The following is a 21,397-nucleotide window of genomic DNA, read 5'->3' as shown; positions in this document are numbered from 1 at the left end:
TAAGCCATCAAAGGTCTTCACATACCGCTCACCGCCGTTCCGACGGCTTATTTCAACTATTTTATCATGGTCGAGAGATTTTATCAGCTGACCATATACCGGCTGTCCGAAGAAATGTGTACTTTTGCCCATGTTATCTGAGTTTGGAAACAAAAGCAAAGATAACAAAAAGGGCTGATACCTCGTGAGAAGTGTCAGCCCTAATTCATAAAAAATGTGGGATGTTTAGTGGACAGTAATAATTATTAAAGGATACATTTCAAAAATATTACGTGCTAATAAAATAAATCCTTATGTATATGTGTTATTAATTAAAACGTACACCATTCATTCCATGAAGTTTTCAATAATCACTGTCACCTATAATAGTGAAGATACTATTTTAGATACAATTAATTCCGTATTTAATCAAGACTATGCTGACTATGAGTATATAATAATAGACGGTCAGTCTACTGACAACACAATAAAGATAATCCGTAATAACGCAATGCGGTTCGGGGGAAGGATGATCTGGTTTTCTGAAAAAGACAAGGGTATTTATGATGCGATGAATAAAGGGATAATGAAAGCTACAGGTGATGTGATTGGTATTCTCAATTCAGATGATTATTTTACGAGTAGCGATGTGCTCTCTACTTATGTTAAGGCGTTTAAGGAGTCTGACGTTGAAGCTGTCTTTGGAGATGTACACTTTATTCGCGAAGGTGAACCTAACAAGGTAGCACGCTATTACTCATCAAAAATATTTCGTCCTTCGTTGTTGCGTTTTGGATTTATGCCTGCTCACCCCTCTTTTTATCTTCGTCGTGAGGTTTACCAAAGGGCTGGTTTTTATAGTTTAGATTATAAAATAGGGTCAGATTTTGAAATGATGGTGCGATTATTCAAAAAGCATCACATAAGCTATAAGTATATTCATAAAGACGTTGTTACGATGCGCATGGGGGGAGCAAGTACAAATGGGGTAGGGAGTCATTTCCTATTGTTGAAGGAAGACACAAGAGCTTGTAAATCAAACGGTATATACACCCACCCTTTGTTTGTTTTGTTGAAATATATATACAAAGTTTTTGAATTTAAATTATGATATTGCATCTATTGAATATCAAAGAATTAAGACTATTGACCGCCTTATTTTTGACACTGTTTCCCTTGTCTTTATTGGCTGACAACTATCTTTTTAAAGATGGCAAGTCTGATTATATTATCATTTGTAATGCTCCTAAGGGTTCTTCTGAATATACGTCAGCAATGGAAATGCAAGCTTATATACAGAAGATGAATGGAGTAATGCTTCCAATCAATCCCAAAGAGCAGACTAATAAAAAACATATCTACATAGGATATAACAAAGAATTAAGGAAATTAGGGATAAAGCAACCCTCTGATTCTAACGAAGGATTTGTTTATAAAACTATTGGAGAGGATTTATATATTTTTGGAGGAAAGCAGTTGGGAACTATGTATGGTGTTTTCTCTTTTTTAGAAGACCAATTGGGCATTCATTGGTACACAAAAGATTATGTAAAAATTCCAAAGTTAACACAATGGACATTGCCTTCAATGCTCAGTGTTATTGAAAAGCCAGCTTTTAAATATCGCCATGTATTCTTTTACACATCGCGCATCAATCATGATTGGAACGCGCATAATAAGTTGAATACAACTATGGGGTTGAATATTAAAAATAAATATGGCGGTTTAACATCTTATTGGGGTATTCATACAATGCAAAACATGGTAATGCAGGAAATGTTTTCAACACACCCAGAATATTTTGCTTTAATAAATGGAGAGCGAAACAAAGAGGGGCAATTATGCTTATCTAACAAGGAAGTTATAGAGTTGTTGAAAAGAGAAACCTTGAAAATGATAATGGAAAATCCTGGTCATTGGTGTTATAGTGTTTCACAGAAAGACAATGACATGTTTTGCGAGTGTGATAACTGTCAAATATTGATGCAGAAATATGGAGGCTATTCAGGAATATTGATTTGGGCAATTAATCAAGTTGCTGATGAAGTAAAAAAAACATATCCTAATGTAAAGATAGGAACGTTTGCTTACCATAAAACGCAAACACCTCCCAAGCATATTACACCGAGAGGGAATGTTGTTATCCGTTTATGCGATGTTGAATGTTGTTTCGGACACCCGATAGCATACGAACAAGGACATAATCGTTTGTTTCTCAATGATTTGAAACAATGGAAGAAATTAACCGATAATATTTATATTTGGGACTATGCAACTGGATTTTTTCAATACCTTGCACCTTTTCCCAATATATATGCAGTGTCTGAAAACTTAAAAACTTTCAAGAAAAATAATGTTATGGGTGTAATGCACCAAGGTCAATATCAAAATTATGGAGGTGAATTTTATGAATTGAAGCAATGGGTGTTTTCTAAATTATTGTGGAATCCCAATGCTAACCTTGACAATTTGATAACTACATTTATAACCGATTTTTATGGAGCAGCTGCACCGTATGTGCGTGAGTATTACGACCTCACTGCCAACCTTCTCAAGGATGAGGGAAAACATCTTATGTTTGATACCCACTATGATAGCGACATTTACACAAAAGACTTTATAAAAGCCGGAAGACATATTCTTAAGAAAGCAAAAGAAAGTGTTAAAGACGACGAAACATTGTTGTTTCGTGTGGAAGAACTTTATGCTCAAATACTATATTTATCAGTTAAACGCGATCTATGGAAATCGGTTAAAGACGGAAGTCTGACAGAATTAAAAGCTTTTCTCAAGGCTACAGGTATGAATGTAAGTGAAAACGAAACAGCTGAACAATTTATTAAATCGCCAGAACCGATATGACTGATATTCTTAATTGCCTGCATAATCGTCCTCGATATTTTTTACAGGTGTTTTCATATCCTAGTACGTAGGCATACTTATTGAAATGTTGTTTGTAGTTTTTTGATATTATATTTTTTTTAAGAGGAAATAGATTAAATAACATCTATATTTGATTTTAAAGAATAAGGTGGTGGTTTTTTTTATGCCTCCTGAAGATGTATTATTAGAATGTCTTCTGTATTTTATTAAAGGTATATTCAAAACTTTCACTTTGTAGAAGGCTAATGCAACTATTGAAATCCAATTATCATGAGTGCATAATGTATGATTGGGTGGAAAGGGGAGAATTTTTTTTAAAAGTTCTTTTCTAAATGAAAGACAACAACCTAAGTAGCTGAATTTAATGAGATTATTTATAAATCCATGTTTTGTATTTCTGATTGCAAAAAACGATGGTTCTATCGTATTCATATTGTGATCTACCACTATTGCATCGGAAATCACCATGTCGTATTTCAACAGATATTGCATGCACACTTCTATTTTGTTAGGTAACCATACATCGTCTTGGTCGCAAAGAAATATATAATTGCCTTTAGCCTGTTTTATGGCATTTTCAAAGTTGCTTGTATAACCTTTTTCGCCTTGGTTTTTGAAAATTTTTATCTTTTCGCTATTTATTTTGGTCAGTACTTGGATAGTATTATCTGTGGAATAATCGTCTGAAATAATAATTTCATCATTTTCTTTTAGTTGTGGAAGTATAGAGGCAATTTGCTCTTCTATATATTTCTCACCATTATAAGTTGCAATGCATACTGAAATCATAGTCCTAAAGTTTTAATTTAAACCATGCAAATATACCTTTCCACATATATTTCCATCTTTGGAAGCCACCTTTGATGAATGGGAAATAGATAAGACGTAATAAAAATTTAGTTCCTTTTCCTAATTTGAAGGCAAGTGGAGTGTAGTTTCTTGTCAATAATATTAAAAAGTTTCGATATTGATAATAATATCTTGGCGGAGCAGAAAATATTATAGTGTGGCCTCCTATGTTTTTCTGGTTTTTGCCTACTTGATGTTCAATTTTCAAATGTGAGGTAATTCCACATAGGTATCCTTTGGAAATGGCTCTGAAACACCACTCACAATCTACAAAATCAATAAATAATTTTTCTTCAAAGAAGCCCACATCATAGAAGGTTTTTATGCAAACACATGAGCCTGAAGATATTATTTCTTTTTTAAAAATAAATCCGTTGTCTCCTTTTATATCTTTGTGGATGATGGATTTGTATTCTTTTTTGTTGTCTTTATTGATGATAGTGGGACCTAATATGGCTAAATTCGGATAAGTTTTTTTTATTTGTACAAACTCGTTGAGTATTTGTTTTGGATAATTTTCTCCAAAACAGCTATCTTGGTCAAAGAAGATGATATGTTCTATGGTGTGATCTAAAAGAATGCTTTTTATTGCTATGTTTTGCGCTTTGGCAATGCCTGTGTTCTTATGGAGGCTTATATAGCTCATTTTCCCGACTGTATTACCCGAAAAGTTGCTTTGTGAAGAGTTATCAACTATACTTCCTTTATAAATATTGGCAATTCTTTGAATATGTATCAACTCGTTTTCTTCAGGATTGAAGATTACAAATGCAATTGCGATGTTATCTGTTGATGACATTTTGAATATATTGTTGATAAACAACTGCAAAGTTAATCATTATTTTGAGATTTCCAATTAAAAGTTTTATCTTTGCAACTGCGTGGTTAGTTATTTTTGTCGATAGTGGAATATAATATATGAAAGTACTTTTTGACCATCAAATCTTTAGCTATGTTTATGGTGGCGCATCTAAATATTTTACAATGCTACTAAAGTATCTACCTCGTGAGTGCTGGGATACGACAACGCTATTAACAAGTAATGAATACGTACGGGCTGAAAAGTTAATGCCATTTACTCTTAAAAAATATTTTAGGGGGCAGACGGTCTTGCAAGAATATTTAAACAGACCATATAGTAATTTCATGATAAAAAAGAAATGTTATGATATCTTTCATCAAACCAATTTTGGAACATATTGTTTAGATAAAATAGGTAGTAAACCTATGGTAACAACTTATCATGATGCTAACCTATCAACTATTGATCCACATCCCGAACTAGTAGAGCGGCAGAGGGTATCGCTCGAACGTGCTGATTCCGTTATTGTTGTAAGTGAGAATACTAAAAAAGATTTATTGCAGCTTTTTAAGGTAGATGAGGCTAAGGTTTCGGTGATTTATCATGGGATTGAAATACCAGATTTGTCAAAACTCAATCACGAAAGAATAGTAGAACGTCCTTATATTTTGTATGTCGGAAGGCGAACATTCTATAAGAATTTTGATAATTTTGTAAAAGCATGTTCTTTAGTAATCAGTACATTCCCAGATATTCAAGTCGTTTGCACGTCATCATGTTTTTCAAACAAAGAGTATTCAAAGTTTAAGTCTTTGGGGATCGAAGATAATATGAAAGCAATCTGCTGTGACGAGGCAGACATGGTTAGATTATATAGAGATGCGATAGCTTTTGTTTTCCCTAGCTTTTACGAAGGCTTTGGAATGCCTATTTTAGAATCATGGAGTTGTAATTGTCCTGTTGTTTTATCAACAGCAAGTTGTTTTCCTGAAATTGCTGCTGACGCTGGATTATATTTTGCCGCTGATTCAGTAGATGAAATGTTTTCGCAAATTATGAAAGTTATAGAAGATGATGCTTTAAAAGAAACTTTGAGGCAAAGGGGAACTGAACGCCTGAAGAAGTTTTCTTGGGAGCGATGTGCCAATGAACACCTAAAAGTTTATCAGTCTTTAGCTGATTAAGATGTATTATTGTTCTTTGAAAACGAATTGGCTACTCTAAGTATCTACCATAAAGAACAGAACCTACATTTAGGAATGGTTTAGATATTATACAACGAACTTATAAGCAAAGATACTATCCGTACTTCTTTTATGGTTTCAAATTGTTACGGTTCTTTAAAAGTTCTATTGAAAATCATTAATCTTTCTTGATAAGATTTATGACCAAATAAGATGTTATCGTATTCCATGCTTGGGAGTTGGGTCATTGACCATATCTTGATGAGACAATAAAAATAGACAAAGGCTTTAAAGAGTTCTCTGTTATTGTGATTATTGAAACAATCCATAAGGGATTTCCATATAATCCAATAAGAGAAAATAAAGAGCATGCCGATTCGCTTACTTAATGTATCAAATTCACTGAAGAAAAAGAAAGCAATGAGGTAAGCCAAAAAAGCATTGATAATAATTGCGCCATCTTTCGTAAATTCTTCACTTTGTATTTTCTTATAATAGGTGAAAACCAATATGCTGGTAAACAATCTTTCAATATAACCTATAGAGAGTGGAGTGGCCTTATTGAAAAGTTCTGTATAGGCTTTTAATTTTTCAGCAAATTGTTGATCCAATCCTATGATGTTTACAACGCTCAATACAACTGAAATTTTGAGCAGGAAAATGAGATTGCATATTATAACGACTACTAAAAAAATCCATTTATTCAACTTCTTGTGGAAGAAGAAATAAAGCGGTAAATATATTAATGCCGATGAGTGGAAAGAAGCTCCCAAGAGGCACAATGAAAAATAAGGAATGATTTTTCTGTTTTTAAGATATGGTAAAGCATTTAAGAAGAGCATTATTGAAATAGAATTTCTAAGTAAATTGGTACTTATTTCTACCCCTCCAAATACAAAATAAAGGGTTAATCCTAAAGGAATATTGTTGGTGCGTTGTTTGAAGAAGTTTAAAAGTAGAATTAAATTAATAAAACAAATAACAGCTTGGAAGAAAAAGTAATTATTGGCGATATTTTTGCATAAAAGGTTTAAAATGGTAAATCCGGGTTCAAAGGATACTACGGAACCAATCTTATACTTGAAAATATCGCTCCATTCGCAATGATAAAAATATTGATAATAAATAATCCAATCACTGAAAATGAATCCTCTAAATGCAAAGAATACAAAGAAAGTTGTAATTGCGACAAATATGCTATATTTTCGATTAGTTTCTGTCGCACTTGGTGCTGCACAAATACAGGCACAAATTTCTAAGATGGCAACTTCAACGAGGTATGGAATTGGAAATATCATCTTTGCTTTTTATCAATAAGATTATCAGGCTTGTTATTCCTCCTGATTCTTATCTTCGCTTTTGTCTTGCTCTTGGTTATTCTCTAACCTTCTTCGATTTGGAGAAATAAGTAAAACCCATACTGCGTCTAAGAAAAATCCTATAGTAACAAATAACAAAACAATGACGAAACGTGGGGTACTTGACGCCTTATAAGGCATAATGGGACGCTGAAGTATGGTGTATGCTGGAGTTGATTCTTGTAATTTTGCCAATGATGCTTGGTATTGAGCTGTCATTTGGGTATATGTGTTGTATTTCAATTGCATATCGTTTTCTAATTCTTCCTGTTTTGATTGTAGGCTTTGCAATGATAAATCAATGTTGGCATCAGCAAATTTTGCGTATTTCTTTTGAGCTGTCTTATAATTATTGAGTGCCTCATTCTTTAATTTGTTATAATAAAAGACATCATTTTTATTCTTTTTTGTCTTATATTTGTTGATATACTCCTGAAGACGATTTTGGACAGTATCCACTAAAATGGCTGCCACCAGTGGATCTTGATCCGTGCAGGTTATAGTAATGATGCTTGTTTTGTTATCAACCAAACAAGCAATATTGTTTCTAATGCCTTCACAAGTTTCAAATTCTTTTTTAGGCATTTGAAATTTGTCAACGTTGCCAACTAAATTTGCTGTGTCATTTTTCTTTATTAATGCATGTATCAACTTTAGTTTCCATGTTTGCCAAAATGGAACTTTGGTTTGATACTTTAAGTGGTTAAAATAAGTTGTTACTGAATCACTTTTTGTTGTTCTAACTTTTATGTCAAATAAATTTCTGATAAAATCATTTGAGCCCACCACTATTGGATACAATTCAGGGTATATAGCGTCCACAGATTTTTTTGTGTCTAAATCCAAACCAAAATTTGCGGCCATATCAGAAAGGCTTCCTGACAAGCCTGTACCTTGTATTTCAGGGGCTAAAATGGATTCGGCTGTATATTCCTTCGGACTATTTAATGCAATGACAATACCCAAAACTGAGAAAACGGTTAAGAAGGAAACCAGTAGATATTTTCTTCTTAATATTTGCTTCATCGCTAAAATAATATCAAATTCATTTGATTTCTCATTATTTTTCATATCTTTATCATTCTTTCTTTATAATTCTGGTTTTCTATATGGGTTTTATGTAAAAGGGGACTCCCAAATGCAATGATAGTCTAAATCCTTATTTCTATTTCCAATTTGTTTTGCAGGAACTCCACCAACAATAGTGTAAGGGGCTACATCCTTAGTGACGACTGCATTAGCACAGACAACTGCTCCCTCTCCAATTTCAATTCCTTGCAAAATAGTTGCACCTATACCAATCCATGCAAAATCGTTAATCAGGATAGGAAGATACGAGGCATCAAAAGTTTTGCTATTAACGTCATGACTGCCTGTCATAATTTGTACATTATGCGAAATGGAAACATTGTTTCCTATTGTGATGCCTCCTCGTCCATCCAAAAGGCAATTGCGATTTATATGCGAATAATCACCTATGATAATTTTATTTGCATTATTTATATAGCATTTTTTCATGATAAACGATTGTTTGCCAATCTGCATTCTTACAGCTTGTAAGTACTTCTTGCGAATATTCCAAAAAGGAATATGGGGAAGAATGTCGTTTACAACATATTCCATTGCAAAAGCGTAAATCCACTTATACAATGAACTTTGTTTGAAGGAAAATAAAATCAGTGATTTGATGAAGAATAATGCTTTCTTGTAACTAAATTTTCCTTGTGAGGTTATTTTATAATTATAAATTAAACTTTGAAAAGGCTTGTTTGATATTCCTTCTCTTTCGTAAGTTTGTATGATAGTTTTTGTTTTTTGAAATTTATATCCTGCTTTATATACTGAAAATATCATGTGCCAATCTAACGCAAATCCTAGATCTTTTTTGCGATTTATGTCGTAAAGATATTTTTTGTGGACATTGCTCCTTACGAATGATGAACCATGCCTGTAAATGGGATAAAATTCCAATAATTTAGGAGTGTTCGGAGTTGTTATAATTCTTTTGCTTCCTTTGTCAATCTCTATGCTATCTCCGTAAATAATGTCTATTTTATTTAAATCAATGCTTTTTAAGGCACATTCTATGGCTGTTGGACTGGCAAAAGTGTCCCCACTGTTAAGTATATTAATCCAATCTCCCGTTGAATGAAGAATGCCTTTATTCATGGCATCATACATACCATTGTCCTTTTCAGAAATCCAATAATTTATTTTATCAGCATATTCTTTGATAACATTCAAGGTTCCGTCTGTGCTTCCACCGTCAATGACAATATATTCCTTATCCTCCCATGTTTGTGAGAGATAACTTTCAATAGTTTCTCTGATGTGAGCAACATCATTGAAAACGACAGTTATGACGCTAACTTTATTTGCCATTTTTTATTTATTCCAAATTCCTGTTGCCTTTTGGTTTATTAATTTCCTGCATTGGTAAAAATGTATTGCTGTCATTGCCCCATAGGCTGCTGACATATAGAATACAATTTCTTGTATATTCATATTTTTCCCCCAAACAAACATTATTGTTAAATAAATGAATGTTGCAGTTATGGAAGTAATTATTTGAATATAAATCTTATTTAATCCATTTAGCAAATAGGTTACACAATTATTAAGATTAAAAAAAGAAATATATAGGAAAACAGACAGTGATACCATAAAAGGTACATGAACCGCTTTGCCTACCCAAAAAAGGTAAAAGTATTGTGAAACTATCAGCATAATAATTCCTGCAAATTCTGTGAACAACCAAATCTTTAGTGCTGATTTAAATGCTTTTTCTATCCAATTGAAGTCTTGTTTTACATACGCATCGGTGTAGGCATTCCACATTGGAGAAATAAAGACTAAATATCCGATAGCAAGTAAATTAAAAAATTTATAGGCTATATTGTAAGTTGTTACTGATTCTGGTCCGCAAAATTGGGTGATAAAAAGGTTTGAGCTTCCATAAATAACCAAGCAGCTTGTTATTTGAATTAAAAAGAATCCTAATCCTTTGCCTACTATAGTTGATAAAAAATCTTTTCTAAATGATTGAATTGTAGGACGAAACTCTGGGTACTTGCTGAAGATTGGTATTGCTGCGAGGATATAAATTATTGCAGGCGTACAAGTGAATGCAAATACAACATAGATTAATTTTCCGTTTGTAAACTTCGTTAATAAAAAAATAATTAATAACCCTATTATATTTCCCAAAGTATTTATGAAATCCCACAAAGCATATTTTTGCAGAGCTACAAAAACATAACCAATATTCTTGAGTACAAATAAAATAAGGGTAAATCCGATTGCAACGAATAATACGTTTTGTAGTTCTGTATTGCTTATCGTATTTGTGTTAAAAACACTATTAAGATTTAATAGCTTTAATAAAATAAATCCTACAATCGCAATGATACTTGCTATTATTGTCAATGCTATAATTGTTGTACTTAAATAGGATTGGGCTTCTTTATAATTGCCTTTTGAAACGGCTTCGGTAAGATAGTTGCGCATGCCATTTCCTAATCCTATATCAAAGAATGAAAACCAATATAAGATAGAGGTTATTGTCAGCCAAACTCCATAAAGTTCAGAATTAAGATAGTTCAGCGTGATTGTTACAACAAGGAGCGAGGTTATTAATCCAATAACTTTTAAGATAGCAGAATATAAGATGTTGCTTTTGAGCATTTTACTTCTGCCATCTGTACTTATAAATTGATTTATACACTTGTTGATTATCATTCTGAAATTTCCCAATGACTTTTTTGTTATTTCAAAATATTTGCGATAGTGGCGATCACCGCTGCCATACTTGCGGCACTGGAGCCGATAGTCATCAGTTCAGCCAAACTCATCTTGGCGCGTGATTTTGTTGGAACGATAATCTCGCATCCGGGACGTACTTTCGCGTTATGTCCCACTTTCGCGAGGGTGCCGTTCATATACATGATGTAGGTGCGACTCTTTTTTGCATCGGACGAGAAACCACCGGCTTGATCAATGTAGTAAGCTACGTTTTTGCCCTCTCGATAGCTTACGGCATTAGGATACATCACGGCTCCATTGATTCTTACGGTTCCGTTGTATTGGGGCACGATGATGCGATCGCCCTCTCGAAGAATCAGGTCGGCATCACTTCCGGGTGATTGTATGGCTTTGTCCAATTCTATACCTACGGGATAGGTTTGTGGGATTTGGAATTTTTTCATGCGCGATGCCTGTGTTTGTTGCGATGCTTGGATGATACCGGCTGCATTCGAGCTTTTCGCGGCTAAGTCCATCATGTTTTTGCTTTCTTGCTCCATTTGCATTTTGTATGCGGCCTCCATGCGCATTCGTTCTACTTCGGTCGGCTTGCGTTCCAATCTGGCTCCTTGTATGTAAGCGAGGTTAGTTGCTCCGCCGGCTGCTTTGAAGATGTCGCTCAAACGAGTGTTGTGTCCTGTGAGCGCATAGTTGCCCGCGAACAAAACTTCTCCTTCAATGGTTACGTTTTGTTGTTTTGTGGTACCGGGACTTTTGCGTACGAAGACTTCATCGAAGGGGGCGAGTGTGAAGCCTTGTTCTCCATCGATGACAAATCCATCTTTTAGTGCGAAAGAATAGCTGTGCGCAATGATGGAGTCGGAGGTCAAGGCTTCCGGGTTTACTATTCGTCTGGAGACATCTACTCTGACAGTGGAAGCTGTTTGTTTCAATCCTCCTGCCTGAAGAATAAAGTCTTCAAGTGTTTCGTTGTCGGCATATTTGTATGTTCCGGGAAATTGTACTTCCCCATGAATGGAAATTGTCTGTTCTTCCTGAACATCGGTGCGTGTTGGAACAAAGAGCACGTCTTCATTCTGTAGTGGTATGTCGGCAATCTTTCCCAACAAGATTCCATCGATATCTACCGAGATTGCTTCCAGTGTCCGGTCTGCTTTCATGCGGTGCATGACGGCGTGTGGTGCGAATGCTACCTCTGTAAGTCCTTCGGCTGCCTCTACCAGCGACTTTACGCTGTTGATCTGTCCTCCCACCTCATACATTCCGGGACGGAACACTGCCCCTTTTATCTCTACCATGTTCTCGTAGCGTGGAATGACGGAATCTACACTCACTGAGTCTTCATCGGCAAGCGTAAATTTGTTCAGTTCAAATTCGTTTACATTATATATAGAGTATTTCCTTCCTGTTTTTCTTCTTACTCTTACCGATTTTGTGTAAGCATCTCCTGAAAATCCGCCGGCATAGTTGATGAGCGCGCCGAGGCTTTCGTTTCGCTTCATCTCGTAATACATTGGTCGTTTCACTTTTCCGCTGATGTTCACGAGCTTGTCGTATGCCCCCACCACGATGACATCGTTGTCGGTCAATCGGACATTGCCTATAAGTTTTCCTTTTCGCAGGAATTCGTAAACATCGACGGTGCTGATGAGTCTTCCCCTTCTATATACCTTAATATTGCGAAGAGTTCCCAAATCGTTTATTCCGCCTGCCATGTAGAGTGCGTTGAAGACCGTTGCGAATGCCGACAGAGTGTAAGTTCCCGGAGTCTTCACCTCGCCGACAACATTTACCAAAATGGTGTGGGTTTGTCCCACGGAGAGTCTAATCTTGGAACTGCTGTATCGTTTTCCCAATTTTTGGCGAATCCTGTTGTTCGCTTGTTGAACCGATAATCCGCTTACCTGAATGGGACCAAATCCATCTATGGTGATGATACCATCTGGTGCGACAGTGGTTTGATAGGATTTTTGCGAAGCCCCATAGATATCTATGAACACAGCATCTCCGGGTCCCAATCGGTAGTTTGCCGGTAGCGCCATGTTCATGTTTGGTTCGAATGAGAGGTTACGATTGTTGAAAATATCCTTGCCCCAGACCTCTTTCTTTTTCTTCGTCATTTTTTTCAGGAGGTTCTTATACATGGTAGCTGTGTCCTGTGGCATCCAACTGTCCAGCTCGTCCTGCATCATCAGAAACTCGCCATCTTCTTCATCGTATGTGTTGGCGTCTTGTCGTTTCGCGCTGATCCGATTATTCGAGTATCTGTCAGCTTCTTCTTCCTCCTCGTTGTATTTTTCCTTAGTCTCATCTGCTATTTGCTGTTTGCTGACGCCCGGTTTTCTTTGCCCATTGTTCTTTCTGCTTCTGTCGTTGTCCTTAGTGTTTGTCGAACCCAGCGAGGAATTGTTTTTTTTCATTTTCTCGTAGGTGCTCCTCACTCGTCTTATTTGAGAGATGTTCACCCCGTTTTGCATTAGTTTGGTCACAATCTGGGCTTGCGACGTTCCTTTTCCCTGTTCTTTCACAACGAATTCCATCACCTGACTGTCGGTCATGGAGGATTGCGCGTGAATTGTAAGCAGACCGAACACGGTCATTAAACACAGCAGTATGTATTTTTTCATTTCAATTAAAATTTCTTTCCACAAATTATCGACGCGAAAGTCTTTGCTACTATCTTGAAATCTACCCATAGTGAGCGGTGTTCATAATAATGAATGTCCATCTCCATTCGTTTCAGCATTTTTTCCATGGTGTCGGTATAACCATTGTAAAGCGTGGCTTCAGAGGTTAATCCCGGTCTCATGCGGTAGATAATAGGATAACGATTGGTGTGCTCCATTATTTTGTCAATGAAGAATTTTCTTTCCGGTCTGGGACCCACAAAAGACATATCGCCTCGCAGTACATTCCACAGTTGTGGCAACTCATCAAGATGGTGTCCTCTGAGGAACTGTTCTAATTTGGTTGAGTTGGAATCGTCGCAGGTTGCCACCAATTGCGGACCGTATTCCTCTACAACGCTGCTCATTGTGCGAAATTTGAAGATGACGAAAGGTCGCCCGCAGTATCCTATCCTGATTTGTTTGAAGAAAACCGGACCATTGTCTTGTTTCTTCATCAATACCGCTATAATGAGAAATAGCGGGGACAAGACCACCAGTCCTGATAATGCAAAAAGAAAGTCCGCGACTCTTTTTAGGAATCTTTGAAATCTTCCCATTGCATCATGACTTACGGTGTGGTTCATTGTCTTTTCGGTAATATGATTACTCCTTTGTTCGTTATTTGTTGCAAAGATACTATTTTTTCTTGAAATCATGTTATTTTTGGCTATCTTTGCATTTGCATGAGCGATAAAAAACAAATGAATTTGTTGTTTTCCAAAAAGATAGTGGAGTGGGGAAGATGAGGAAAATCGTACACATTGATATGGATGCTTTCTTCGCTTCTGTGGAGCAAAGAGATTGCCCGGAATTGAAAGGTTTGCCGGTGGCTGTGAGCCGGGATAGTTCGCGAAGTGTTGTTACAACAGCGAGTTACGAGGCACGTCCGTTCGGTGTTCATTCCGCCATGCCCATTGTTCAGGCCAAGAAACGTTGTCCTCATCTTGTAATCGTGGAGCCTCATTTTCTGAAATATAAGGAAGTATCTTGCCAAATTCATCAGATTTTCCATGAATACACGGATGTGGTTGAGCCCATTTCGTTGGATGAGGCCTTTTTGGATGTTACTGAAAATAAGTTGGGGATGGAGATGGCTGTGGATGTGGCTCGCGACATCAAACGGAAAATCTTCGAACGCACACAGCTCACCGCGTCTGCCGGCATTAGCTATAACAAGTTTTTGGCAAAGATTGCGTCGGATTACCGTAAGCCTGACGGTATTTTTACGGTGCATCCTTCCAATGCGTTGGCTTTTATCGGAAAACTTCCCATTGAGAAATTTTGGGGCGTCGGGCCTAAAACAGCTCTGACCATGCACAAGATGGGGATTTACAAGGGAGAACAATTGCGCAAGGTTTCTTTGGAACATTTAATGCAAGTGTTTGGGAAGTCAGGAAAGATATACTATGACTTTGTACGTGGAATTGATGAACGACCGGTGCTTGCTTATAGAGAAAGAAAGTCGGTAGGGTGTGAGCGTACTTTTGAAGAGGATATTACTACTAAAACACGTAAAATTATAGAATTATATTATATTGCTATAGAGTTGGTAAAACGAATTGAAAAGCAGGATTTTTCAGGAAAGACCCTTACTTTGAAAGTGAAGTGGGACGCGAACTCGCAGATTACCAGAAGCATTACCCTTGATAAGCCGTTGAGAGGGAAAAGGGAGATACTTCCATTAGCTAAAAAATTATTAAAGGAAGCGGATCGTAATCATCGTCCCATCCGCCTGATGGGGTTGTCTGTGTCGTCTGCCGGCTCATCATCGGAAGCCGATGAGCATTTTTCGCAATGGATTGAGGGCGAGTTAGAATTTATTGATACTCCATGAAAAAAGTTTACATTCTGATCTTTTCTTGATGGCATTGTAATCTCCATGTAATGAGATGGTTAGGCTTCTCTTTTTAAAACATGAGCTTTTGGTGTGCAAAAGCTTACCTTTTGAGATGCAAAAGCTCACCTTTCGCGTTCCAATTGCTATGCTTTTGAAAATTGACAGGAGAAAATTATTTACATATTAATAATGATGTGAATTTTCGTTTCAATAATGTTGAAAAAATTTCATAATGCCAAAGAATTGTATTAAATTTGCAGTAAAAACGAAGACATGCGATATCAGGTAACTTGCAGCCACTGTGGAGGCTGTTTTCGAATAAATGCCATGAGTGGCATCGAATTGCAAAGTGCCTGTCCTTATTGTGGTAAAAAACTGAGAATTAAAGTTCCGGCAACAGTGGAGAAATCCACGTACAGTTTCGGTGCTAACAAACATGCTCAAACCGACCGTCATGGGAAAGGATATAGGGGATGGATTCTTTTTCTCTTGGTATTAATGATACTTTTTACCGGCGTCTTTGGGTGGAACTTCTATCAGAAGCAAGTTGAGCAAAAGGTTATGTTGGTGCGACAACAGCATCGCGACTCGCTTGTTCAAATCATGAGAGATAAGGCTGCGCTTGCTCTTATGTCTGAGAAGCAGGAACATCAACAGCGTTTGACTTGTGCTTTCCTGAAGTCGTTTTATGAGAAGGCTGTTTTGACAGAGACGAATCCGTATTCCTATCAACATTATTTGACGGAATATTGTAAGAACATGATTTTTGGTTTGGAGACAGAAAGCTCCGACGCAGATTATGAAACGGTGTGGTGGGGCACTTTTGGAACAATGGCGGGAGTTGTTGATAAAAAGGCATTATTGGCTAACCTGCGAGTTTCTCATGATGAAGGCGAATGGTACAAAGTAAGACTTTCGCAAGCCGGAGGAACAGAGTTTCGGAGAATCAAGGTGCTCAAAGAAAGAGGGAAACTCTTGATAGATGATGTAAAGTAGATTTTGTTATGAGCGAGAGGTTGCAAGTGATATGTAAAAGTTGCCGTAAGACGTATATCGTTCAAGGTGAGAGTGGGAAAACGTTGAAATGCCAATGCCCTTTTTGTGGAACACCGACCACTATAGTCGCGCCATTGGGATCGAGTGGAGTGAATTCTCAAAAAGAAAGCAAGACATCCGGTTTTAAAAATTTAAGTATCGGTAAGAAAGTGGTATTGATCTTTCTCTTGTTATTCTTGCTGTTAATCATCTCTGCCTCAGTATTATATATTGTCTTTTCAACAATGTCTAATTAAAAAATCAGTAATTTGAACAGAATATGAAGCAAACAAAGATTGTATGTTCTATCAGCGACAGACGTTGTAATGTGGATTTCCTCAGAAAATTGTTTTTTGCGGGAATGAACGTTGTGCGTATGAATACTGCACACGCCACCCCTGATGGAATTAGGGAGATTATAAAGAATACGCGTACCGTATCATCGCATTTGGCACTCTTGATAGATACCAAAGGACCGGAGGTGAGAACGACAGGCGTTGACAGCCCTATCAGCTATAAAACCGGTGATGTGGTGAAGTTGTTGGGTCGCCCCGATGTCGATACAACCCATGATATCGTGAACCTGTCCTACAAAGATATTGCCAAAGACGTAAAGATAGGCGACCATCTTCTTTTCGATGATGGAGTGTTGGATATGAAAGTGATGGATATTGCCGGACCAACAATCATCGCACAAGTTCAGAACGATGGCGAGTTAGGCTCACATAAGAGTGTGAATGTGCCCGGACAACATATTGACTTACCTGCTCTTACAGAGAAAGACAAAGCCAATATTCAATTGGCGATAGAAGAAGACATTGATTTCATTGCTCATTCTTTCGTACGTTCGGCAGCGGATGTGTTCGAGGTGCAGAAGATTTTGGACGAACACCATTCCGATATTAAAATCATTTCTAAGATTGAAAATCAGGAGGGAGTTGACAATATTGATGAAATCATTGATGCATCGTACGGAATCATGATTGCTCGTGGAGATTTGGGAATAGAAGTCCCCATCGAACAGATACCGGGAATACAGAGAAGCATTATCCGGAAGTGTATCGCGAAGAAGAAACCGGTAATTGTGGCAACGCAGATGTTGCATACGATGATAAACAACCCACGTCCGACTCGTGCCGAAGTTACGGACATAGCAAACGCCATCTACAGTCGCACTGATGCATTGATGTTGAGCGGTGAAACAGCAAGTGGAAAATATCCCCTTGAAGCTGTTCGGACGATGGCAACAATTGCCGAACGAGCCGAGAAAGATGCTCACCGGGAAGGCTATTTTGAAATACCGATGTCCGACAAGAGAGACCAAAGAGAGTTCTTGGCAAAGAATGCCATCGAAGCGACCGAATCGTTGGGCGTGAAAGGGATTATCACTGATAGCGCATCCGGGAAAACGGCTCGCAATCTTGCTGCGTTCCGAGGTCCTAACCCCGTGCTTGCCATCTGTTACAATGAGAAATTACAACGTTGGCTGAACCTGAGTTATGGCATTATTCCCATTTATCAGCAGCAACATCTCAGCAGTCATTATATGTTTGTGGCAGCTCTTCGTATGTTACGTCAGAAAGGTTATATCGGTCTTGAAGATAAGATAGCCTATCTTTCAGGCTCTTTCGGAGAGGGAGGGGGAACAACTTTCCTCGAGATTAATAAGGTGAGTGCTGTATTCGGTAAAAAATACAAGTTCCATTTGCCTGCTACGGCTGCTATGGATGAGGTAGATGGCTTACCCCGCGATTAGTAAAAACAAATAAAGGGAGAGACCATTTGACCTCTCCCTTTTATCATTATTATTGAAAACCACTTGATTATTCAGCTTCTTCTTCAATTTTTCTAACTCTGCGCTCATGGCGTGCGCCTTCAAAGCTGGCTTTGAAGAATTCGTCCATGATTTTCTCTGCCGTTTTGTTATCTACAAACCTGCCCGGCATTACCAATACGTTCGCATCGTTATGCTGGCGAATAAGACCTGCTACATCCTTGTTCCATGCCAAACCCGCACGAACACCTTTGTGCCTGTTCAGTGTGATGGTCATTCCCTCTCCACTTCCACAGATGGCAATTGCCGGATAAACCTCTTCTTTTACGATGGCGTCTGCCAATGGATGAGCGTAATCGGGATAATCGCAACTTAAATCACTATTACAACCAAAATCCTTATAGGGATATTTGTGAGCCTCAAGATACTGAATAACAAATTGCTTCAATGGAAAGCCGGCGTGGTCGCAAGCTACTCCTACTGTTTTAATTTCCATAAGCGTTTAGGTATTATGAATCCCTGACTCGCTATGGGTCAAGGATTCCGGTTAAACTATTGTTCTATAAATTCTTTTACTTCTTTGTAAATATTCTCAGCCGTGAAACCGAGTTTTTCGTCAAGTACCTTGTAAGGCGCGGAAAAGCCAAAGCTGTTCAGTCCATAAACTTTCCCATTCGCTCCCACCAAACCTTGTAACGTGATGGGTAAGCCCGCTGTCAAACCGAATATCTTTGCGTCTTTTGGGAGTACTTCGGTTTGGTAGGCTTTCGGCTGTCTGCGGAAAAGACCCTCAGAGGGAGCACTGACAACACGTACCTTAATATTGTCGGCTTTTAAAAGATTTGCGGCGGCGATACATGATGACACCTCAGATCCGCTTGCCACCATGACAACATCGTAATCCTTGTCCGAATCTTTTACGATATACGCGCCTTTGCGTGCTGATGAATAATCGTTTCCGACCGGTAGGTTCTTTATATTTTGTCGTGAGAATATTAATGCGGTGGGAGTATTCATGTTCTCCATTGCCATTTGCCAACAAACAGTGGTTTCCTCTGCGTCTGCAGGTCTGAATACTCGTACGGAATCTTCACCCGAATGATTTTGAAGTTTCTCCATTAAGCGGATTTGTGCCTCTTGTTCAACGGGTTCGTGAGTAGGACCATCTTCTCCAACACGGAACGCATCGTGGCTCCAAATGAACTTTACGGGAGTTTTCATTAGAGCTGCCATGCGAACGGCGGGTTTCATGTAATCTGAGAATACAAAGAATGTGCCCATCGCTGCGATGACTCCACCATGGAGCATCATACCAATGCACATACATGCCATGGTCAATTCGCTAACACCGGCCTGAAAAAAAGCTCCGGAAAAATCACCTTTTACAAGACTCTTTGTCTTTTTCAAGAAACCGTCTGTCTTATCGGAGTTGGAAAGGTCTGCAGATGAGCATATCATGTTCGGAACTTGTTCTGCCAAGAGTCCCAAACATGCTGAACTGGCTGCGCGCGTGGCAATGTCCGGCTTTTGATTGATTTTCGACCAATCTATTTTTGGTGCTTTGTCGCTGAACCAAGTCTTTAGCAATTCTGCCTTTTCGGGATTGGCTTTTGCCCATGCTTCTTCTTGCGCTTTTCTCTCGGTTACAATTTTTTGCAACTCTTTCTTGCGCTTTGCGTAGAGTTCTTGTGTTTCCGGGAAGATAACAAATGGATTTTCCGGATCTCCACCAAGATTTTTAACGGTCTTCACATACGCATCCCCACCTAATGGTGAGCCGTGTGTTTTTATACTATGCTCATAACTTGAACCATCCTCTTGCAATGCACCTTTTCCCATGATCGTTTTCCCGATGATGAGGGTAGGGCGATGTTGCTCAGCTATGGCTACGTTCAACGCTTTGCGGATTTCATCTGCATCATTTCCGTTGCAAGTAATGACGTTCCATCCCCATGCCTTATATTTTGCAGCGGTGTCTTCGTTCATTACAACACCACATTCCGTGGAAAGTTGGATATCATTAGAATCATAGAACATGATGAGGTTGTTCAATCCTAAGTTTCCTGCAATGCGTCCTACGCCTTGCGATACTTCTTCTTGTATGCCTCCATCTGAGATGTATGCGTAAATCTTATGTTGCATCACCTCCTTGCCCAATCGTGCTTCTAAGAACTTCTCTGCAATAGCTGCTCCAGCTGCGAAACTGTGTCCTTGTCCCAATGGACCGGAAGTGTTTTCTATTCCGCGTTTTATATCTCGTTCCGGATGTCCGGGTGTCGGTGCCCCCCATTGGCGAAATTGTTTCAATTCTTCTATTGTAAATTTGCCTTGTAGTGCCAGCGCCGAATAGAGCATCGGAGACATGTGCCCGGGATCAAGAAAGAAGCGGTCTCTTCCTGTCCATTCCGGGTTTGAGGGATCATAAACAAGATATTCGGAGAAAAGTACATTAATAAAATCGGCACCTCCCATAGCTCCTCCGGGATGTCCCGATTTAGCCTTTTCCACCATCGATACTGATAGAATCCTAATGTTGTCCGCTACGCGGTTCATAGTTTCTTTATTGTTCATTCTCTTATTTTAGATTGTTTTTTGTTGCACTTGCAAATATAACAATAAATTGGGAGAAACCAAAATAAAATGATACAATTTAGTTTGCCTTTTTAATAATATCTAATTCTTTCTGTTCTCTCAACTCATGATGTTAGAATGTATCTGTATTTTGTAGTCGCAAAGTTGTTGTTTTACCCCTGTTTCTTTTATCCCCAATCGGTCGTTAGGATTTCTCGGTGTCGTATGGCAGTGAGAACTTCTTTATCTTTTCCCAATAGCGCGTCCTGAATGATTTTGTGGAAACCTCGCGCAAGGTCGTATCAAGTCATGAACACTTGACGTATTTTGTTCCAATGCCGGATAGCATCAATCCTTTCATGTCTCCAATTCGTATTCAGATGATGACAAACAGATACTTGATAGCGCACATTCGACCCGACATCACCACGAAATTATATTACAAAAACTACGCCCGGGACACGTCTTGTAACCTATTGATAATCAAGATGATATTAGTTGATATTTAAAAGCTTAGCTTTTGCACTCCAATTCATGACCTTTTACATTGCAAAAGCTTACCTTTTGGAAAGCAAAAGGTAAGCTTTAGGCAGATAGATGAAGAAAATTTAGGACATTGTTGAACTTTTCTCATATCGGTGGGAAGGATTTTTCGCGTTTTCAATGCCCCGGTCAAATAAAGAATATGTTTGTC

Annotated in this window: 16 protein-coding genes and 2 pseudogenes; 6 read left to right on the top strand and 12 right to left on the bottom strand. The window is 38.0% G+C overall.

Annotation, left to right across the window (positions count from 1 at the left end; genetic code table 11):
- The coding region (locus ETF27_RS08165; RefSeq protein WP_147785704.1) for a DUF4372 domain-containing protein at window positions 1–132 on the bottom strand (132 nt) is incomplete at its 3' end.
- 202 nt (window positions 133–334) lie between these two features.
- Here ETF27_RS08165 and ETF27_RS08160 point away from each other — a divergent pair.
- Window positions 335–1,090, top strand: coding sequence for a glycosyltransferase family 2 protein (locus tag ETF27_RS08160; protein ID WP_130830696.1), 756 nt, complete (start codon window positions 335–337; stop codon window positions 1,088–1,090).
- A complete protein-coding gene (locus ETF27_RS08155; RefSeq protein ID WP_147785703.1) occupies window positions 1,087–2,841 on the top strand; it encodes a DUF4838 domain-containing protein in 1,755 nt (584 codons plus the stop codon). Before ETF27_RS08160 ends, ETF27_RS08155 begins: the two co-directional genes overlap by 4 nt.
- 108 nt (window positions 2,842–2,949) lie before the next feature.
- Here the strand turns inward: ETF27_RS08155 and ETF27_RS08150 are convergent, their stop codons facing one another.
- Together ETF27_RS08150 and ETF27_RS08145 are read right to left on the bottom strand one after the other, a co-directional pair.
- Window positions 2,950–3,651, bottom strand: a complete 702-nt coding sequence (locus ETF27_RS08150) for a glycosyltransferase family 2 protein (RefSeq protein ID WP_025876173.1) — start codon at window positions 3,649–3,651, stop codon at window positions 2,950–2,952.
- Window positions 3,652–3,655: 4 nt separating this feature from the next.
- Window positions 3,656–4,510 carry a glycosyltransferase family protein gene (locus ETF27_RS08145; RefSeq protein ID WP_147785702.1) on the bottom strand — a complete coding sequence of 285 codons (855 nt, stop codon included), beginning with the start codon at window positions 4,508–4,510 and terminating at the stop codon, window positions 3,656–3,658.
- 119 nt (window positions 4,511–4,629) lie between these two features.
- Between ETF27_RS08145 and ETF27_RS08140 the strand changes: the two genes are divergently transcribed.
- Complete coding sequence (locus tag ETF27_RS08140; protein WP_147785701.1) at window positions 4,630–5,697, top strand: glycosyltransferase family 4 protein; 1,068 nt, start codon at window positions 4,630–4,632, stop codon at window positions 5,695–5,697.
- A 146-nt stretch (window positions 5,698–5,843) separates the two neighbouring features.
- On the opposite strand, the gene ETF27_RS08135 is transcribed toward ETF27_RS08140, so the two are convergent.
- The 7 genes and pseudogenes from ETF27_RS08135 to ETF27_RS08110 all read right to left on the bottom strand — a co-directional run bounded on the left by ETF27_RS08135 (window position 5,844) and on the right by ETF27_RS08110 (window position 14,070).
- Entirely contained in the window at window positions 5,844–6,995 is a 1,152-nt protein-coding gene (locus ETF27_RS08135) for an EpsG family protein (protein ID WP_025876167.1), read from the bottom strand.
- Window positions 6,996–7,028: 33 nt separating this feature from the next.
- Window positions 7,029–8,126, bottom strand: a complete 1,098-nt coding sequence (locus ETF27_RS08130) for a GumC domain-containing protein (RefSeq protein ID WP_240048160.1) — start codon at window positions 8,124–8,126, stop codon at window positions 7,029–7,031.
- A 93-nt stretch (window positions 8,127–8,219) separates the two neighbouring features.
- A pseudogene (locus ETF27_RS11745) lies at window positions 8,220–8,366 on the bottom strand (DapH/DapD/GlmU-related protein); the annotation flags it as partial.
- A 681-nt stretch (window positions 8,367–9,047) separates the two neighbouring features.
- Window positions 9,048–9,437 (bottom strand): annotated as a pseudogene (locus ETF27_RS11740) (glycosyltransferase); the annotation flags it as partial.
- Window positions 9,438–9,440: 3 nt separating this feature from the next.
- The gene (locus ETF27_RS08120) at window positions 9,441–10,793 is read right to left on the bottom strand and encodes a lipopolysaccharide biosynthesis protein (RefSeq protein WP_147785699.1); all 1,353 of its coding nucleotides are present in this window, start codon (window positions 10,791–10,793) and stop codon (window positions 9,441–9,443) included.
- Window positions 10,794–10,819: 26 nt separating this feature from the next.
- Window positions 10,820–13,444 (bottom strand): SLBB domain-containing protein, encoded by a 2,625-nt coding sequence (locus tag ETF27_RS08115; protein WP_147785698.1) that lies wholly within the window; start codon window positions 13,442–13,444, stop codon window positions 10,820–10,822.
- Between the two features lie 5 nt (window positions 13,445–13,449).
- Window positions 13,450–14,070 (bottom strand): sugar transferase, encoded by a 621-nt coding sequence (locus tag ETF27_RS08110; protein ID WP_130829741.1) that lies wholly within the window; start codon window positions 14,068–14,070, stop codon window positions 13,450–13,452.
- Window positions 14,071–14,228: 158 nt separating this feature from the next.
- Between ETF27_RS08110 and dinB the strand changes: the two genes are divergently transcribed.
- From dinB to pyk, 3 genes are all read left to right on the top strand, one after another.
- Window positions 14,229–15,320, top strand: a complete 1,092-nt coding sequence (gene dinB / locus ETF27_RS08105) for a DNA polymerase IV (protein WP_147785697.1) — start codon at window positions 14,229–14,231, stop codon at window positions 15,318–15,320.
- A gap of 276 nt (window positions 15,321–15,596) precedes the next feature.
- Window positions 15,597–16,319, top strand: a complete 723-nt coding sequence (locus tag ETF27_RS08100; protein WP_130829284.1) for a hypothetical protein — start codon at window positions 15,597–15,599, stop codon at window positions 16,317–16,319.
- A 319-nt stretch (window positions 16,320–16,638) separates the two neighbouring features.
- Window positions 16,639–18,114, top strand: a complete 1,476-nt coding sequence (pyk, locus tag ETF27_RS08095) for a pyruvate kinase (RefSeq protein ID WP_147785696.1) — start codon at window positions 16,639–16,641, stop codon at window positions 18,112–18,114.
- Window positions 18,115–18,181: 67 nt separating this feature from the next.
- Here pyk and ETF27_RS08090 read toward each other — a convergent pair whose 3' ends face one another.
- A complete protein-coding gene (locus tag ETF27_RS08090) occupies window positions 18,182–18,628 on the bottom strand; it encodes an RpiB/LacA/LacB family sugar-phosphate isomerase (protein ID WP_130829280.1) in 447 nt (148 codons plus the stop codon).
- Between the two features lie 56 nt (window positions 18,629–18,684).
- Entirely contained in the window at window positions 18,685–20,703 is a 2,019-nt protein-coding gene (locus ETF27_RS08085; protein ID WP_130829278.1) for a transketolase family protein, read from the bottom strand.
- Between the last annotated feature and the right edge of the window lie 694 nt (window positions 20,704–21,397).

This window comes from Prevotella brunnea (assembly GCF_008016795.1).
Taxonomy (GTDB): domain Bacteria; phylum Bacteroidota; class Bacteroidia; order Bacteroidales; family Bacteroidaceae; genus Prevotella; species Prevotella brunnea.
This window is presented reverse-complemented; position numbering and strand designations above follow the sequence as displayed.

Bases quoted from the DNA above. Each gene is read 5' to 3' on its own strand.
- ETF27_RS08100 (WP_130829284.1), top strand. From the start codon at position 15,597: ATGCGATATCAGGTAACTTGCAGCCACTGTGGAGGCTGTTTTCGAATA.
- pyk (WP_147785696.1), top strand. From the start codon at position 16,639: ATGAAGCAAACAAAGATTGTATGTTCTATCAGCGACAGACGTTGTAAT.
- ETF27_RS08130 (WP_240048160.1), bottom strand. From the start codon at position 8,126: ATGAAAAATAATGAGAAATCAAATGAATTTGATATTATTTTAGCGATG.
- ETF27_RS08135 (WP_025876167.1), bottom strand. From the start codon at position 6,995: ATGATATTTCCAATTCCATACCTCGTTGAAGTTGCCATCTTAGAAATT.
- ETF27_RS08115 (WP_147785698.1), bottom strand. From the start codon at position 13,444: ATGAAAAAATACATACTGCTGTGTTTAATGACCGTGTTCGGTCTGCTT.
- ETF27_RS08110 (WP_130829741.1), bottom strand. From the start codon at position 14,070: ATGAACCACACCGTAAGTCATGATGCAATGGGAAGATTTCAAAGATTC.
- dinB (WP_147785697.1), top strand. From the start codon at position 14,229: ATGAGGAAAATCGTACACATTGATATGGATGCTTTCTTCGCTTCTGTG.
- ETF27_RS08090 (WP_130829280.1), bottom strand. From the start codon at position 18,628: ATGGAAATTAAAACAGTAGGAGTAGCTTGCGACCACGCCGGCTTTCCA.
- ETF27_RS08150 (WP_025876173.1), bottom strand. From the start codon at position 3,651: ATGATTTCAGTATGCATTGCAACTTATAATGGTGAGAAATATATAGAA.
- ETF27_RS08140 (WP_147785701.1), top strand. From the start codon at position 4,630: ATGAAAGTACTTTTTGACCATCAAATCTTTAGCTATGTTTATGGTGGC.
- ETF27_RS08085 (WP_130829278.1), bottom strand. From the start codon at position 20,703: ATGAACAATAAAGAAACTATGAACCGCGTAGCGGACAACATTAGGATT.
- ETF27_RS08145 (WP_147785702.1), bottom strand. From the start codon at position 4,510: ATGTCATCAACAGATAACATCGCAATTGCATTTGTAATCTTCAATCCT.
- ETF27_RS08160 (WP_130830696.1), top strand. From the start codon at position 335: ATGAAGTTTTCAATAATCACTGTCACCTATAATAGTGAAGATACTATT.
- ETF27_RS08155 (WP_147785703.1), top strand. From the start codon at position 1,087: ATGATATTGCATCTATTGAATATCAAAGAATTAAGACTATTGACCGCC.
- ETF27_RS08120 (WP_147785699.1), bottom strand. From the start codon at position 10,793: ATGATAATCAACAAGTGTATAAATCAATTTATAAGTACAGATGGCAGA.